At 71.2% G+C, this 16,130-nt stretch carries 12 protein-coding genes; 9 read left to right on the top strand and 3 right to left on the bottom strand.

Annotated features, from left to right (window positions below):
* Positions 1-33 precede the first annotated feature (33 nt).
* The 8 genes from RIF23_RS18650 to RIF23_RS18615 all read left to right on the top strand — a co-directional run bounded on the left by RIF23_RS18650 (position 34) and on the right by RIF23_RS18615 (position 11,006).
* The gene (locus tag RIF23_RS18650; protein WP_456085745.1) at positions 34-780 is read left to right on the top strand and encodes an LOG family protein; all 747 of its coding nucleotides are present in this window, start codon (positions 34-36) and stop codon (positions 778-780) included.
* A gap of 32 nt (positions 781-812) precedes the next feature.
* Entirely contained in the window at positions 813-1,436 is a 624-nt protein-coding gene (locus RIF23_RS18645; RefSeq protein WP_310913885.1) for a hypothetical protein, read from the top strand.
* Positions 1,433-2,035, top strand: coding sequence for a DNA-3-methyladenine glycosylase I (locus RIF23_RS18640; protein ID WP_310913884.1), 603 nt, complete (start codon positions 1,433-1,435; stop codon positions 2,033-2,035). The genes RIF23_RS18645 and RIF23_RS18640 overlap by 4 nt, the downstream gene beginning before the upstream one ends.
* A gap of 256 nt (positions 2,036-2,291) precedes the next feature.
* A complete protein-coding gene (eno, locus tag RIF23_RS18635; protein WP_310913883.1) occupies positions 2,292-3,575 on the top strand; it encodes a phosphopyruvate hydratase in 1,284 nt (427 codons plus the stop codon).
* Between the two features lie 125 nt (positions 3,576-3,700).
* Positions 3,701-4,099, top strand: a complete 399-nt coding sequence (locus RIF23_RS18630) for an FtsB family cell division protein (RefSeq protein ID WP_310913882.1) — start codon at positions 3,701-3,703, stop codon at positions 4,097-4,099.
* 407 nt (positions 4,100-4,506) lie between these two features.
* Positions 4,507-5,550, top strand: coding sequence for a conjugal transfer protein (locus tag RIF23_RS18625; protein ID WP_310913881.1), 1,044 nt, complete (start codon positions 4,507-4,509; stop codon positions 5,548-5,550).
* An 81-nt stretch (positions 5,551-5,631) separates the two neighbouring features.
* Positions 5,632-5,907 (top strand): hypothetical protein, encoded by a 276-nt coding sequence (locus RIF23_RS18620; RefSeq protein ID WP_310914005.1) that lies wholly within the window; start codon positions 5,632-5,634, stop codon positions 5,905-5,907.
* Positions 5,908-6,005: 98 nt separating this feature from the next.
* Positions 6,006-11,006: a TcpE family conjugal transfer membrane protein gene (locus RIF23_RS18615; RefSeq protein WP_310913880.1), complete on the top strand. Its 5,001-nt coding sequence runs from the start codon at positions 6,006-6,008 to the stop codon at positions 11,004-11,006.
* Between the two features lie 481 nt (positions 11,007-11,487).
* On the opposite strand, the gene RIF23_RS18610 is transcribed toward RIF23_RS18615, so the two are convergent.
* A complete protein-coding gene (locus tag RIF23_RS18610; RefSeq protein WP_310913879.1) occupies positions 11,488-12,975 on the bottom strand; it encodes an ABC transporter substrate-binding protein in 1,488 nt (495 codons plus the stop codon).
* Between the two features lie 143 nt (positions 12,976-13,118).
* A complete protein-coding gene (locus RIF23_RS18605) occupies positions 13,119-13,844 on the bottom strand; it encodes a DUF2306 domain-containing protein (protein ID WP_310913878.1) in 726 nt (241 codons plus the stop codon).
* A gap of 841 nt (positions 13,845-14,685) precedes the next feature.
* On the opposite strand from RIF23_RS18605, the gene RIF23_RS18600 reads away from it, so the two are divergent.
* A complete protein-coding gene (locus tag RIF23_RS18600; protein WP_310913877.1) occupies positions 14,686-15,189 on the top strand; it encodes a hypothetical protein in 504 nt (167 codons plus the stop codon).
* Between the two features lie 48 nt (positions 15,190-15,237).
* On the opposite strand, the gene RIF23_RS18595 is transcribed toward RIF23_RS18600, so the two are convergent.
* On the bottom strand, positions 15,238-15,804 hold the full coding sequence (locus RIF23_RS18595) for a TIGR03086 family metal-binding protein (RefSeq protein ID WP_310913876.1): 567 nt from the start codon (positions 15,802-15,804) through the stop codon (positions 15,238-15,240).
* Positions 15,805-16,130 lie beyond the last annotated feature (326 nt).

The raw sequence follows: 16,130 nt of genomic DNA, 5'->3' as shown, positions 1-16,130 counted from the left end.
CGCAGCGGCGGTAAACGAGATAGCGTGCTGCACATGAGTGAGAACACATCCAGTGTGCGACGGGCCGGGCCGCTGACCCTGCGCGGCAGCGCCATACCGGAGACAACGACCGACCAGCGGCTGCTGGATCGGCGCGGGCCCACGGACTGGGTGCATACCGACCCCTGGCGGGTGTTGCGGATCCAGTCGGAGTTCGTGGAGGGGTTCGGCCTGCTCTCGGAGGTCGGGCACGCTGTCAGTGTTTTCGGTTCCGCGCGGGCGGCCCGCGGCTCCGAGCGTTACCTGTTGGCCGAAGAGGTCGGCGGTCGCCTGGCCACGGACGGGTACACGGTTATCACCGGTGGCGGGCCCGGAATGATGGAAGCGGCGAACAAGGGCGCCCGGGAGGCCGGGGGCACCTCGATCGGTCTCGGAATCGAGCTGCCGTTCGAACAGAGTGTCAACGACTACGTCGACATCGGTGTGACCTTCCGCTACTTCTTCGTCCGGAAGACGATGTTCGTGAAGTACTCGCAGGCGTTCGTGGTGCTGCCGGGGGGCTTCGGAACTCTGGATGAGCTGTTCGAGGCCATCACCCTGGTACAGACGGGCAAGGTCACCCGGTTCCCGGTGATTCTCGTGGGCACGGAGTTCTGGGGTGGTCTGCACGACTGGATTGTCAAGACGCTGCGCACCGAGGGCATGATCTCCGAGGGTGACCCCGATCTGGTGCAGCTGACCGACGATCCCGCCGAGGTGGTGCGTATCGTGCACGAGGCGCACGTAAACCACTTCGGATAGCGTGTGCCGCTGCCTGTGGCAGGATCGGGGGCGTGAGTCTGCCGATCCTGATTCTCGCGCTATGTGCGGCGGTGGCCATTCTCGGGTCCGTGGTCCTGGTCGTGATGGGACGGGCCGGGGAGATGTCCGGGGCCGAGCCGGACTACGCGCCGCTGGACCTGCCGTCCCAGGACCCGCTCACGGGGCGGGACCTGGCCCGGCTCCAGCTGCCGTTGGCCCTGTGGGGCTACCACGTTCGGGCCGTGGACGAGCTGTTGGAGCGTGTCACCGCCAGTCTGACCACCCAGCAGGACCGGATCGCTCTCCTGGAGCGGCGCCTGGTGGAGGTTGGCGGTCCCGGAGCCCTGGCCGAGCTGTCCCCCCAATCGGATGTCCCCGCGGTGCCGCCGGGTTCGTCCGGCCAGGGGGCCGACGCGATGGCCACCCCTGCGGGAACCCCCCAGCCCGGACCAACCGGCGGCGCCGTTGACGGCGGGGACGCCGCGGACGGCGGGGACACCGTGGCCATGGACAGCACAGCCGACACAGCCGACACAGCCAGCACGGAGGCCACGGGCAGCACGGAGGGTGTGGACCGCTCGACCACCCCGGTGCGTGGCGAGGATCCCCCCTGGGAGGAGCCCTCCCGCGGCGACGCCCCGCAGGAGGGCCGGTGACCGAGGGCACGGCCCAGCCCGGGCCGGATGGGCGGCGCCGTTGCCTGTGGGCGCTGCGGAGCGAGGACGAGCTGCACTACCACGACACGGAGTGGGGCCACCCGGTGCGGGACGAGACCGGGCTGTTGGAACGTATCTGTCTGGAGGGGTTCCAGGCGGGCCTGTCCTGGCTGGTGGTGTTGCGTAAGCGTGCGGCCCTACGCGCGGCGTTCCACGGTTTCGACCCGGCGACGGTCGCGGCGATGTCGGATCCGGAGCTGGAGCTGCTGCTCTCGGACGCGCGTCTCATTCGTAGCCGCCGCAAGATCGAGGCGGTGCGCACCAACGCCCGCGCCACGCTCGCGCTCACGCAGGCCGGGCGCAGTCTTCCCGAGCTGGTGTGGCGGCATGCTCCCCACCCGGCCGACGACCGGGTTCCGGTGACCACGGCCGAAGTGCCCGCCCACACCGAAGCCAGCGCGCGGCTGTCGGCGGAGCTGCGCGGGGCCGGTTTCCGGTTCGTGGGCCCCACCACCGCCTACGCGACGATGCAGGCGGTCGGGATGGTCAATGACCACCTGCGGGACTGTTTCGTACGCCGCCGCAGCATGTCGGGCTGATTGTTGTCCCAAAAGGACCTAAACCAGCGGGGGTGGGGGGAGACGCTGCGCGTCGCCAGTCGATAAGCTCAGGCCTGCATCGAGTAGGAACAGCCAGAACAGGCCACACACCCGAACCGGGCGGCACAGCACGAGCCCGCCGACACAACCATCCCACCAGTCACAGAAGTCACAGCTTCGGACCGCCGAGTGGGAGCGTGCGGACCGGTACGGGATCGGGTAGCTGGCCGAGGACACCGAGGACAAGGAGAGTACGTTGTCGTCGATCGACGAAGTCAACGCCCGGGAGATCCTGGACTCCCGTGGCAATCCCACCGTCGAGGTTGAGGTCACGCTCGACGATGGCACGCTTGCGCGGGCCTCGGTCCCCAGCGGTGCCTCCACGGGCCGGTTCGAGGCCGTGGAACTGCGCGACGGCGACGAACGCTACGGCGGCAAGGGTGTGGACAAGGCCGTCACCGCGGTCAACGACAAGATCGCCCCCGAACTCGTCGGATACGAGCCCGATGACCAGCGCCTCATCGATCAGATCCTGATCGACCTGGACGGCACCCCCGACAAGTCCCGCCTCGGCGCCAACGCGATCCTCGGGGTTTCGCTGGCCTGCGCCCGCGCCGCGGCCGACACCGACCAGCTGCCCCTGTACCGCTACGTGGGCGGGCTCAACGCCTACGAGTTGCCGGTACCGATGATGAACATCCTCAACGGTGGTGCACACGCCGACACCAACGTCGCCATCCAGGAGTTCATGATCGCCCCGATCGGCGCGGACACCTTCACCGAGTCCCTCCAGTGGGGCGCGGAGGTCTACCACGCGCTGAAGAGCGTGCTCAAGACCCACGGCCTGGGCACGGGAGTGGGCGACGAGGGCGGCTTCGCGCCGAACCTGGAGAGTAACCGCGCCGCTCTCGACCTGATCGTCGAGGCGATCCAGAAGGCGGGCTACACCCCCGGTTCCGATGTGGCGCTCGCCCTGGACGTGGCCGCTACCGAGTTCCATTCCGAGGGCGTGTACCAGTTCGAGGGTCAGGCCCGCAGCGCCGAGGACATGACCAACTACTACGCCCAGCTGCTGGAGAGCTACCCGCTGGTTTCCATCGAGGATCCCCTGGACGAGGAGGATTGGGCCGGCTGGAACACGCTCACCTCGCAGTTGGGCTCGCGGGTGCAGCTGGTGGGCGACGACCTGTTCGTCACCAACCCGGAGCGGCTGGAACGCGGCATCGCCGAGAACGCCGGAAACTCCCTGCTGGTCAAGGTCAACCAGGTCGGCACCCTGACCGAAACCCTGGATGCGGTGATGATGGCGCAGCGCAACGGCTACACCGCGATGCTCAGCCACCGCTCCGGCGAGACCGAGGACACCACCATCGCGGATCTGGCGGTGGCTCTGAAGGCCGGCCAGATCAAGGCGGGGGCCCCGGCCCGCAGTGAGCGGGTTGCCAAGTACAACCGGCTGCTGCGGATCGAGGAGCAGCTCGACGACGCGGCCGAGTACGCCGGCGCCGACGCGTTCCCCCGCTTCGAGGCCACGGAGTAACGGGCGTGTCGGGCAAGCGCCCAGGCGGCCCCCGCGCGAGCGCGCGTGCGGGGGCCGCGGCCGGACGTCACAACGCCGACCGCCGTGGCGGCGGTGGGCAGCGTCCGCGGAGGATGCGTCCGGCCTTGACGAGCCGGGCTGCGATCCTGGCGCTGGTGGTGTGCGCGATCACGCTGAGCCTGGCCTATCCCCTGCGGGAGTACATCGCCCAGCGCAGCGAGCTTGCCGAGCTGCGCGAGGAGCAGGCGGCCTACCAGGAACGCATCGCGGATCTGGAGCAGCGCCGGGACCAGCTGGACGATCCCGAGCACATCGAACGGATCGCGCGCGAACGTCTGCACTACCACTATCCCGACGAGGACACCTACGTCGTCCTGGACCCGGATGGCACCGCCGCCGAGGACGACGAGGAGGACAGCGGACGGCCGTGGTACACGGTGCTGTGGGACTCGGTTCTGGCGGCCGACACCGCGGAGGGGCCCGAGGGCAGTATTCCGGACGCGGAGCCCCCGCCGCGGGAGTGACCGCGGGCTGCCCCGATGGCTGCCCCCCCCCCGGGGGGGCTGGGCCGTGCTCACGGCGGTGCACAGCGAACAGCAGACAGCGAACAGCGAACAGCGAACACTGCGGGCTTTCGGGGCTGCCGCGGTGTGGGTCCCGACGTCTCCAGCACTGCGCGCCCGGGGCGTTGGGGGTGGGGCACGCCCCGATGACGGCTCCCACGGTCACCGGCCGGTTCCGGTCTGGGGGCGTACGGTGGGCCACTCCTGGGTAGGGTCACACCGGTAACTCCGAGACACGAGCCGTGGTGCCCGAGATATCGCCTCCGGATGCCGCACCATGGACGATGGGGTAGACAGTAAAGCGATCGTGGGGTGCTGGCGCGCCCGTACGAACCGTGGCCGGTGCGAGAGACGGAGGGGCGGACGCGATGGCGCGCAGGTCGGGCGCACTGCGGAGTGGTGCGGGAGACGATCCGGCCATGCCGCAGGACACGGACCACCCCGACGCGATGCGTGGACGGCGGCCCTGGGCCGGTGCCGGCGGTCGGTGGTGGGTCTGGGTGGGCCGCGCGTTCCTGTGGGCGCTGCTGTTGGTGATCCTGGTTAACGGAATCTGGTGGCCGCTGCGGGCGGGTGTGGCGTTTCCGGTGCTCGGGGCGCCGGACGATGGTTCCGCGGCGCAGTCCGAGGAGGAGACCGACAGTGCGGCCGCGTTCCCCGAGAGCGCTGCGGCCGACTTCGCGGCCCGGTTCGCGCAGGTGTACCTGTCGGCGCCGGAGCCCGACGATGGGGACGCCGACGATGGGGATGCGGCCGCGACCACGGGCACTGCGGGCAGCCAGGAGCGTTCCGAGGAGCTGACCGCGTTCCTGCCCGAGGGCACGTCGAGTGGGTTCGATCCGCCCGCCGGTAGCGAGCTGGACAGTGGTGAGGTCCACGTGCTGGGCGTGACCGCGCACAGCGCCAACGACGGCCTGGTGCGGCTGGCGGTGAGTGTGAACGACACTCGGATGGCGCTGGATGTTCCCGTGTTCGCGGACGACAGCTCTCTGGTGGTGTCGGGCCAGCCGGCCCTGGTGGCGGCCCCGGAGGTGGCCGCGCTGCCCGAACCCGCGGACGTGGATGTGGATCCCGAGGCACGCGAGGAGCTGGAGACGGACCTGGCCGAGTTCTTCGAGTCCTACGCCGACGGGGACCTGTCGCAGCGCTACCTCGACGACGCCGCGAGCGTGAGCCCGTTGCCGGCGGGTGCGGTGAACTTCGTCGAACTGGAGGAGGTCGTCGTGCCCTACGCCGCGGGCGGCGAGGGGGAGGATGTGCGCGAGGCCCGGGTCACGGTTGTGTGGGAGCTTGCGGACAGTGGAGACAGTCCGGCCCAGCTCACCCAGAGCTACGCGCTGACCGTGGTTCGGGACGGATCCGAATGGTACGTGCGCGACATCCAAGGAGCCCCCCACTCCTTCGGATCCTGAAACTATGGAGAGGTGAGGACCATGCGCGGGATGCAGCTAGCAGGAAGGGACCGATAGGCGATGTTCCCCCACGCCTTGCAGATGACCGTGGACACGGTCGGTCAGGTACTGCTCGCCGCGCCGGACGGAGGACCGGACACCTCGGGGCTCGCGGAGTGGCTGCGGGGCTTCTTCGGCCCACTGTTCCTGGTGATCGTGTCCATCGTGGCGATCTTCTTCCTGTTCACGCGGGAGATCACCCGTTTCGCCCAGTTCATCATTCTCGCGATCTTTATCGGGATCGTTTTCTACGCTCCGGTAATCATCGAGGTGATGGCACGCGGGATTGCCCGTGCGATGGGAGTGGATGCCGAATGACACACGTGGTTCCTGTTCTGGCCGCGGTGGGCTAGGGCATCTCGCTGTGACCGCAGGCGTGCGGACACGGTGACCACGGAAAGGGAGGCGGACCGGGCGTGGACCTACCCACATACACCAGCATTTGGCGGATCGAGAAGCGGCTGTACAAGCTGTACGACTTCCGGCTTCCGATGCCGCTGCCCGTGGCCACGGTCGGCGTGTGCGTGGGAATTGCGGTCGTCTGGATCCTGTTGATGCGGTTGGTCAACATGCCGTGGGAGCAGCCCTGGCATGTGGTGTGGATCGTGCCGCCGTTCGTGCTCGGCTACGTGGTGACCCGCCCCGTGGTGGAGGGCAAGCGTCTCACCGAGCTCATGTTGTCCTACTCCCACTACCTGCTGGAGGCACGCGTCTACTGCCGGCTCGCCCCCGAACGGGAACCGGAGCAGGCCACGGTTACCGTGCGGGTGTGGCACCGGGATCCCAATGCCGGGCCGCTGCCGGTGGTGCGTGAATCCCGCGCGGTGCGACGCCACCAGGAGCGCGCCCAGGACCGTCGTCCGCCCGCCCGGCCACGCGCGACGGCCCCGCCGCCACTCCCCCTACCCGGGAGCCGAGCCGCGGACCAGCCACTCCCGGAAACCGCGGAGCCCGCCCTGGTCGAGGCCGATCCCGCGCAGGTCCGGGCCGTCCTCGACGACACCCCGGACACCGCCTCGGCGCCGTCCAGCTCCGCCGCCGTGGACCCCGCCGCCGATCCGGCCTCCCCGCAGCATGCGGACGCCACACACACCCGAGAGGCCCGCACCATCCTGGATGAGGCGCGGGCGGCCGAAACCCTGGATCCGGAGCCCCTCCACGGGCCCGAGCCGGAGGCCGCCGGCACAGTCGGCACCGCCGACGTCGAGCACGAGACCCGCGACGATCGCAGCGCCAACGGCAGCGCTAACGGCAGCACCATCGGGGCGGGCACGCGCCCCAGCAGTGCTGCCCCCGCCGCTGGTGCCGAGGTGTCCCCAGCCAGCGGGGACATACCCGTGGCCGCGGACTGGTTCTCCGGACCGGCTCCGGGAGCCGAGACCGAACAGCCGGCGGGGGCCACGGCACGCGCCGGCACGCCCACCCCCGACGAGGAGGAAGCGCACACCAGCGGAACGCGGAACCAGGCGGCGAGCCCGGACCCGCCGCAGCGGCAGCGTCGGCCGTCCCTGTTCCGGCGAGGAATGTGGTGGCTGGGCTTCGGACTGCCGGCCCAGCCGGAGGACGCCACGTCCGCAACCGAGGATGGAACTCCGGATTCCGCTGCGGACTCCGCCCACTCCTCCCGCGCGGAAACGACCCACCCCCCGGACCGGACCCAACGGCACCGTGACGGGTCCCACCGCCGTGGCTCGCCGGGCGAGTACGTGCGGCGCCTCCGCGGTGCGGACCGCTCCGAGAGCCGACACGAGTACGTTGACGAGATCGAACTGGAGGAGGAACGCCGCAGCGGCGAGTGGTTCGCCCAGCTGCGCACCTCCACCGGGGAGACCCCGCTCGGCCTGTCCAGCCAGGACGCCTTCGACCATGCCAGTGACACCGCGGCCCAACCCGCCGCCGGGCCCGACGACGCCGAACCGGAACGAGACCGCGCCCAGGAGCGCCGCACCCTGCGCCGACGGGCCGAAGAGATCATGTCCAACCTGGCCCCGGGGGATGCCGCCGAGTGGCTGGGCGGACGCGGGGACCGCACGGACGCGGACCCGAGCCAGGAACGGGAGACGCACCGCCCCGAATCCGACCCCGGGACCGAGGATCCCGCCCGAGACCGGGCCGCCGCCCTACGCAAACTGCGGGGGCGATCCCGCAACGTGGCCGTGACCCGGCAGCTGCGGGACCAGCGTGGCGCCCCGGCCGCACCGGACGACACGGAGGCCCCGGCGGCTTCGGGCCGCACCGTCCCGGCCGACGAACCAGCGACGGACCATGTCGGGGAGGTGGGCCAGCCCGCCTCGGACGTCACCGCGGGGCGGGCAGAGCCTCAGCAGCCCACCGCCGGCGAACGGGTCCGGGAACGCGCACCGGCACCCCCTGGACCGCGCGCCCGCGGGCTCGCAACCCCCGCCCAACCGGAACCGGCCCAACCACAGTCGGGTGAGTCGGACCCACCGGCCCGGTCCCGCCCGCGCCCGCACGCCGCCCCCTGGGAACTACCGGAAACCGAGGCGTCCGCACAGGCGTCGGATGCCGACGAGCGGGACTCCGACGAGTTGCGCCGCCCATCGGACACGTCCCCGCCCGTGGACGGCCACGGCCCCCCGGCGGACGCCGACCACGTGCGGCCTGCAAGCTCGGCGCGTGCCTCCGGGGCGCACGGACGGGCCACACACGCCGGAGCCGAGCCCAGCCCCGACGAATCCAGCCACGACGAGCCTGATGGCATCCACGAAGCAGTGGACGCGCCCGCACAACCGGATCCGGCCCCGCCGGCGGACACTTCTGCGGACACCCCGGGCCGTAACGGCGACGTGGACCGCGCCGCCGACCACGGCACGGTCGACCACGGCACCGACGAGCAGCGGGCTTTCCGGGACGCCACCCGGCGCGGAGCGCAGAGCGCGCCCACGGCGGCCGAAAGCGGCGAGCCAGGGCAGCGCCCGGACCACCCGGATCCCGCCAGCACCACGGACCCCGATCCGGACCGATCGGCGGATCGCTCCACGGCCGCCCCCACCCCGGCGCCCGGCCACCCGGTGCACGCCGAACCGCAGCGGGAGACACCCCGCCCCGCGCCACACGATGCCCCACACGATGGCGCAGACACACCCGCTGCGGCAGATCCGGAACGGGACCACGGCGCGGACGAGCACCGGGGCTTTGGCCAGGTGGCCCGCACCGCCCAGGAGCAGGATCAGGACACCCCACAGCCGGAGACCACAGAGCCGGAGGCTGCGGAATCGGACGCTGCGCCCGCGCCACGGCACTCCGGTGCGGCCGCGGGTCCCGGGGCCGCACCGGAGCCCGGAACCGACGAACCCGCCGACGCGGAGGACCCCAAACCGCAGCTCGAGCTGGACCACGGCACCGACCAGCAGGAGGCGTTCCGCCAGCAGCTCCACCCCGACCGCCGGGTGCGTTCCCGCGCCACCCCGCCCACTGAGACGCCCAGTGAGACGCCCACTGAGACGCCCACCGACGTCTCCGCCCACGAGACCGAGGCGCCCGCACGGCACGACACCGAATCCGCGGGCCACAATGACGCCTGGTTCAGCGAGGACGCCCCGGACCCGGCCCACCGGACGGCCGGACAGCAGGACGGTGGGACCGCGGCCGAGCACCGGCCCAGCCGCGAGTCCGGCCCGGGGCAGCGGCCGGAGCGACCGGCCGCATCGGCCAAGCCCCCACTCGAACTCAGCCACGACACCGACGAACAGTCGGCCTTCGCGAAGATGCTGCGGCGGTTCACCCCCAGCCGCACCGGCGGTGCCTCCACCATGGGAGACCAGGGCACCCAGCCCCCCGATCGGGAGGTGTCCCCGCGGCAGCGCGAATCCGAGACATCCACCGACCGGCCCACGCTCGACCGGATCGAGCGGGCGGAACGGGCCGCGTTCGAGCAGCGCCGTTCCCGCCTGACCGGCGACCCGGGCTCCCCCGGGAGCCAGGACCGCGCATCGGCGCCGGGCCAGCCGGACCAGAACACGCACACCGACCAGTCCGCACAGCCACCGGAACGCTCGTCCCGCCTGGAGCGCACGATGCGCACCAACCAGGCGGGGCAGCGCCCCGGGGGCGACGCCGCACACGGCGAGGCAAAGCGCATCCGCGTGGAGCTCGACCACGGCACGGACGAGCAGCGGTCCCTGCGGGCCCTCCATTCCCGCAACGGCCGAAGCGGTGACGTCGCCGAGGACCAGGAGGACAGCGGAGCGCCACCGGTTCGGGCCCTGCCCTCATCCCGCCTCCAGCTGGACCACGGAACCGGCGAGCAGCGCAGCGCCTCCGGCGTGACCACACGCGACCCGGACCGCTCCGCGCGCCGCACCCCGAACCCGGACGCGGACGCTGCCGGCGGCACCAGCGCCGACTGGGTGCACGGAGCCGACAAGCCGGCACCGCAGCGGCGCCAAGGTGGCGGGGACACCGGCGCCCCCGGGAAGGGCCGGGGGAGCACGGGCCACGGTGAGCCAAACGGCGGCGACGACCGGGACAGTGGCCCGCGGGCCGCGGCGCCCAACGGGGAGCAGGGCGAGCCGCCCACCGGGCGCAAGCGGGGCAGTCCGGGACGGGGCTGGCGTCGCCTGGCCAGTGTGGTGGCCGGCCCGCAGGAGTCCCCGGCCTCCGAACTGTCCTCCGCGGACCTGGAGCGGGTCCGTACCCCACTCGATGGGGGGCACCGGGCGGTCGTGCTGGGCTGCACCGGTGGAGCCGGCCAGACCAGCACGGTCCTGATGCTGGGACACACTCTCGCCTCGCTGCGGGAGGAGCGGGTGGTCGCGGTCGACATGAACCCGGGGGAGAGCAGCCTGTCCCGCCGGGTGCCGACCGAGTCCACGGAAACGCTGACCTCCCTGCTGGCCAATGCCGAACGGGTTCAGCGCCAGGGCTACACGGCGATGCGCGCCTACACCTCCCAGACCGCGACCGGGCTGGAGGCACTCGCCTCGCTGGACGACCCCTACGTGCACACCCTCGATGACCGGGATCTCACCCGGATGGCGACCGCGCTGGAGCAGCACTATCCGGTGACGCTGCTGGATCCGGCCGCCACCGGGGTGGCTCGGGCGCTGCCGTTGACGGACAGTTTGGTGCTGGTGGCGCCCGCCAGCGGCGACGCGGCGCGGGCCGTCGCGATGACCTTCGAGTGGCTGGACGGGCATGGATACGCGGGGCTGCGGGCACGGTCGATCGTCGTGGTGAACGGGGTCAGCAAGCGCAGCCTGCCGGATGTGGAGGCCGCGGAGCAGGTAGCGCGGGGAAGCTGCCGCGCAATCGTGCGGGTGCCGTGGGACGATCACGTGCCGGGCGTGCACACGCTGGACTTCGGTTCGCTGCGGGCCAGTACCCGCCGCGCCCACGGCGCCCTCGCCGGCGTCCTGGTTACCAGCCTCGCCGGTGGGGAGCACTCTCGCCGTTAGGCCGCGCGGAGGGCGCCCCGCGTCCGACGCCGCCGGCGACCGAGTCGGCGTGTGCGGGTTGGTGCTTGCCGGGGCCACAATCCCTGCCCTTCCCCGGGGGTGTGGTTCCGGTGCTTGGTTAGGGGCGCGCGCCGTGTCGGCCGCCGGCGGCGTCGCGGTGGTCACCGGTAGTGTCCTGTTTCCGGGGCGCTCCCCCGCATGACGGCCAACGGAGGGGGTGCAGGGGGCCGCTGTGTACATCCCTGCGGTCCATCAGAAACCCGGCCCGCACCTCATAGCCCCGGGGCCATCATTGACCGGAGCGGGGAAAACCTTCTGTACCACCCTGCACGGGGGATGCGCCCACCAGCCGCACCGCCCCCCACGCTCGTTGGCCGTGGTGCGGGGGATCGGTCCCCTATCGCGGGGGCATCCCTTACGGCTGCCGCCCCCACGCCCGTTGGCCGTCGTGCGGGATCGCTCCCGCCGGGTGCGGCACGGACTATGTGGACTCGCGGACGTCGACGGTTTCGACCCGGACGCTGTCGGTGCGCCCGTCCTCGTCGAGTGTGCTGATCTCGAAGGGGTGGATCCCCACGAACCCCTCCTCGGTGAATGCGATTGGGCCGGACTCGCCCCAATACGAGATCTCCTCACCCGCGCTGAGGAGCTCGTGACACTCGGCGTAGGAACGGCATTCGGTTCCGTCGCCGGTCACCTCGCTCATTTCGGAAACGAAGTCCTCGGCGCGGGTGCTGCCCGCGGACTCGGCGGCCAGGGCGAGGGTGATCACACAGTCGTAGTGTGGGCCGGCGTGGTCGTCGGTGTCTTCCGGGGGAGTGTTTACCTGGGTGAGGCCGGCCCCATCTTCGGGGGATTCGTCGTCGGGAGGGGAGACCGTGGTGCTGCCGAGTGTGTAGGTGTCCGTCGCGGACACTCCCGCCGCCCACAGCTCCCACAGCACCTCGCCGGACGGTGTGGTGTCCAGGATGACGGTGGCGTCGGCGTCGGCATCGGCGAGGTCCTGCATCACCGAGCTGTAGTCCGTTGGGGCGTCCGGATCGAAGTCCTCTTCCAGTACCACGTCCACGTCGGTTCCGTCGAGTTCGGCTACCAGTTCCTCGGCCCAGGTCTGCTCCGGGGACTCGTACTCGTCGGTGTCCTCGTCGGTGTCTCGCTCCGTGTGGTCCTCGGTCTGCTCTGGCTCGGTGCCCCGCTGTGGCAGGCCCCTGTCATTCGACGCCGTTGGTCGCGCGGAGTCGTAGGCGATGGCGACGGTGGCGTGGCCGTCGGTGCGAATTTCCTCGGCCAGCAGGGTTCCGTACGGTTCATTGAATGAGCGTGGAACGGTCTGGAAGGTGTAGTCGACCAGGTGGGTGTCCGGACCCGCGGGGCCGGGGTCGGTGTCGGGGGCGCCGGATGCTGAGCCGTGGCACACGGCCACATCGGAGCTGGTGATTCTGGCCTGGTTGGTGCCGTGCAGGTTCACGTCCGGATCGACTACGGCTTGCACGGGAAACTCCTGGTTGAGGAGTGCTCGGGCCTCCGAAGCGCTGGGGTCGGTAGCGAAGGCGTCTCTGGGGCCGGCTTCCTGCGCGGTGGGCATCAGTCTGCGGCCGGTTACACCCCCGGCGGCGTTGATGTCCTGGCGCGCCTCCTCGACGGCGGTGATCCGACGTTCGTGGGGGTTCTCCGAGTCGTGGTCGTCGCGGTCGGAATAGTGCGGGGTGGGGGGATTGGAGGGGTCGTACAGGTAGCCGAGACGGAGCGGCTCCGCACCGGTGGGCTGGTCCAGCTGGTACCAGATCACACCGGCGGCACCCACCAGTACGGCCAGGGTTCCGGCGGCGATGCCAAGTCCACGTTTGCCGGGGCCGCGCCGCTTCCGGGGCGCGGTGGTGGGGGAGGGGACCGCTTCTGGGGGCGCGTCGTTGTGGGTGGGGGGATCCGGTGGCAGATTTTCCGTTCCGGGCGGCGGAGGGCCGGTCACAATGCTCCTTTCGCGCATCGGGGGAGGCTGCTCCGCGCATTATGGCAACGGGCGGGAGAACGGCCGTGCACGCCCCGGCTCGGGTCCCTCCGGCTGCCGCACGACGTGTGGCGCGTATTTCCCGAGCGAATCGTTCCGGGAGGTCATTGTTCGGGGCGCGGGTCCGGAATCGTTCGGGTGTCGGTGCGGGGCGCAGCGGTAGCCCGCCGGCGCTGCACGTACCATTCTGCGACGATGAGGTTCGGTACCCAGCATAGCCAGGGCACCACCTGGTACACCTCCCGGAAGTAGGCGGCGCCATCTCCGTCGTAGGTGGTGTGGAGTGTGGGCAGGAACACGAGCAACAGCAGTGGCAGCCAAAGCCGTAGGGTCACGGCCGCGAGGGTGAGGGCGAACTGCCGGATCATCCAGTCCCGGTGCTCGGCGTAGTGTCCGCGGAGCACCGCCCGGTACCCCCCGATTGCCGTGCCCAGCCACAGCAGCGACAGCAGCAGGAATCCGACCTGTGCGGTGGGGCCGTAGGTGCTCAGTACCGCGGCGACCAGACCGGTCAGCGCCCCGGGAAACACGCCTGCGAACAGGTACACGCGCCCGATCAGGCGGTGGTGGCCGCGGCGGCGCAGCTCGGGCCAGAATTGGAGCGGCCCCAGCACCAGGGCGATCACCGAGGTCAGTATGTGCGCAACCAGCACCGGATAGTGCAGCGGGACCCCGCTGCGGATGTCGACTCGGGACTGTGCCGGGTCCAGTTGGAGGTAGGCCACGATGGAGAATGCGGCAACGGCCAGGCACAGGGCGAGGAGTAGTATCCGGGTGCGGGGCCGGCGGCGCTCGGTGGGGTGCGGCGCACCGGTGGCTGAATCCTGCATGGGGTACCTCGTGTGGTCCCGACGCTGCGGGCGACGCGCCCGCCCGAGAGGAGGCCCCATCAGCGGCCTACCCGGGCCACTTTTGCAGCTAGCTTACGGCCCCAGACCCGGCCGGGCCAGGGCCGGCGGCCCTGGGCGGTGGCCGGCTTCGGCCAGCAGCCACCCGAACACCTCCCCGTAATGTCGCCCCCATCGGCCTTTTCGCACCCTCATCGGCGTTAGCTGGCTCCCATCGCCTGAGGGGCGTTCCCCAGATGCCATAGCCGCCCCAACTCCGCCCATCCGCGCCGCCACTGTGGGGTGCCGGTGCCGTAGAGGCGGCGGTGGTGTTGATCACGTTTTGCGACCAATCGGCGACTGTTCCGGGGTGGGACACCGCTTGGCGTGAAACCGGCAACAGTCCGGCGTGAGCGATTCCGCGCCGGAGAAACGCCCAGGTCAGGGCGGATTCTGCCCTAATGTCGACGGGGGCTGGGCGCAGCGAGTTCTAGTGCGGCCCGGCGAGGCATGGCGGGTTTGAGGAATCCAGAACGCCTGCGCCGCACCCCGCAGCGGCCACCCCCACGCCCCACCGGAGAGCGCCGCCACCCCGGCCCGAGGATGCCCGTCCGACCGGGCTCCGCACACCCAGGCACAACTGTGCCCCGGGGCGAGACCCGCGTTGGGGACCCCCGATTTCCAGCCAACCGCAGGGTGGCCGCGGGGCGCCAGCCCGGGCGGAACGGATGTGGACCCCGGGTGGGGGGTGCGTGTGGGCCATCCCGCAGTGTGGTGTGGAGCGGCAACGAGCAATGACGAGGCGGCGTCCAACCGGATGTCCCGGATGTTTCCAAGGAGTGAGATGACGCGCCAGCACAGCCCGGACCAGTGGCGGACGTATCCCACGCCGCCGCTGGTGCCGCCGCCCGAGGCGCACGCCAGCGCCCGGCGTCGGCGGATCCAGCAGTTCGCGCCGCTGCTGGCGGGGCTGGGCGCCACCACTGTGGTTGCGGTCACCATCACCACGGTGTTCTTCGGGCTTCTGGGGGTGCTGTTCTCCGTCCTCTCCGGGATCGACACCGGGCGGGTCGCCTACGACTGGGCCCTGTTCTACGGCGCGGTCATGGTCACCATCGTTGCTGTCACCATGAGCTTATACGCATACGCGTTACGTTACCTGGGGGCGCGGCGGCCGTGGACCATCGCGGCACTGGTCACCTGCTGGGGCGGGCTCCTGGTCCTGCCGACCTATTTCACCGTGAACCTGCTCGACCTGTTCATCGGCTATGTGCTGGTGGTCAGCGCAGTGTCGGGTATCCCCGCCTACTTTCTCCTCAAGCTGCGCGTGGCCCGACGCAGCGCATAGACGCCCCGCGCGGGCAGCCCCGACGACCCGACCGCGGGGCACCGCCGGCTACACCTTGCGTCCGTACAGCGCCAACAAGCGCACCTGGGCGTCCGCGTCCGCCGACACCGGAATCGGCGGGTCGAACAGGCCACTGGCAGCGAGGTCCTCCACCCGGGGCAGCGACCATTCCAGCACGGCCTCCACCAGCTCCGGGTCCAGATCCTCGTCCACCTCGATACCGCGGGCCAGGTCCCAGGCGTGCACGGTCAGGTCCGCGGTCATCTCCCACAGGTAGTGCCGTGCCGACGTCTCGCCGTAGGACAGGTGCACCGTCCGGTCCAGCACCTCGGTGGTCAGCCACGAGGTGCGGGCCGCGCCCGCGGACACCTGCCAGGCGGTGAGCAGGTCAGCGAAGGGGGGTTCCGTGGCCAGCGCCGCCTCGGCCTCCGGGATCGTGGCCCCGTCCAGGAGGTAGGGCACCCACCGCTGTTCTGCCACCAGGTGCCCCACCAAATCGCTGACGTCCCATTCCCGGCAGGGCGTGGGCGCGTGCCACTGGTCCGGCTCGATCGCGCGTACCCGCACGTCGAATTCCGCCAGCGCACTGGCGTGTAGGTCCAGCACCTCCGCCATGGTCACCCCCAATCCGGGACGCTACCCAGCCGTGCCCACGCACACACCTGCCCGGCAGGCGCCACCCCGGCAGCCCGCGGCGCAGTGTTTCGTTTCGTCTCGTCTCGTCGTGTCCCGCCGCACCGCCCCGCGGTCATCGGCTCCACGCCTCTGTCTGGGTTATTCCCGGTCGCGGGTGGTGAAACTGGTGTGCCGCCGCCCGCGACCGGGACCTGGGGACGGTGCGGCTCCCGCCCGGCCGGACCCGGCCTCGGGCGTGCTCGTCGGCCTTCGTCGCGGCTTCCGGTTAGGGGGACGGCGCGGCGGGTAGGTGCCCGTAGGAAGTC

The organism is Lipingzhangella rawalii (assembly GCF_031628175.1).
Lineage (GTDB): Bacteria > Actinomycetota > Actinomycetes > Streptosporangiales > Streptosporangiaceae > Lipingzhangella_A > Lipingzhangella_A rawalii.
This window is presented reverse-complemented; position numbering and strand designations above follow the sequence as displayed.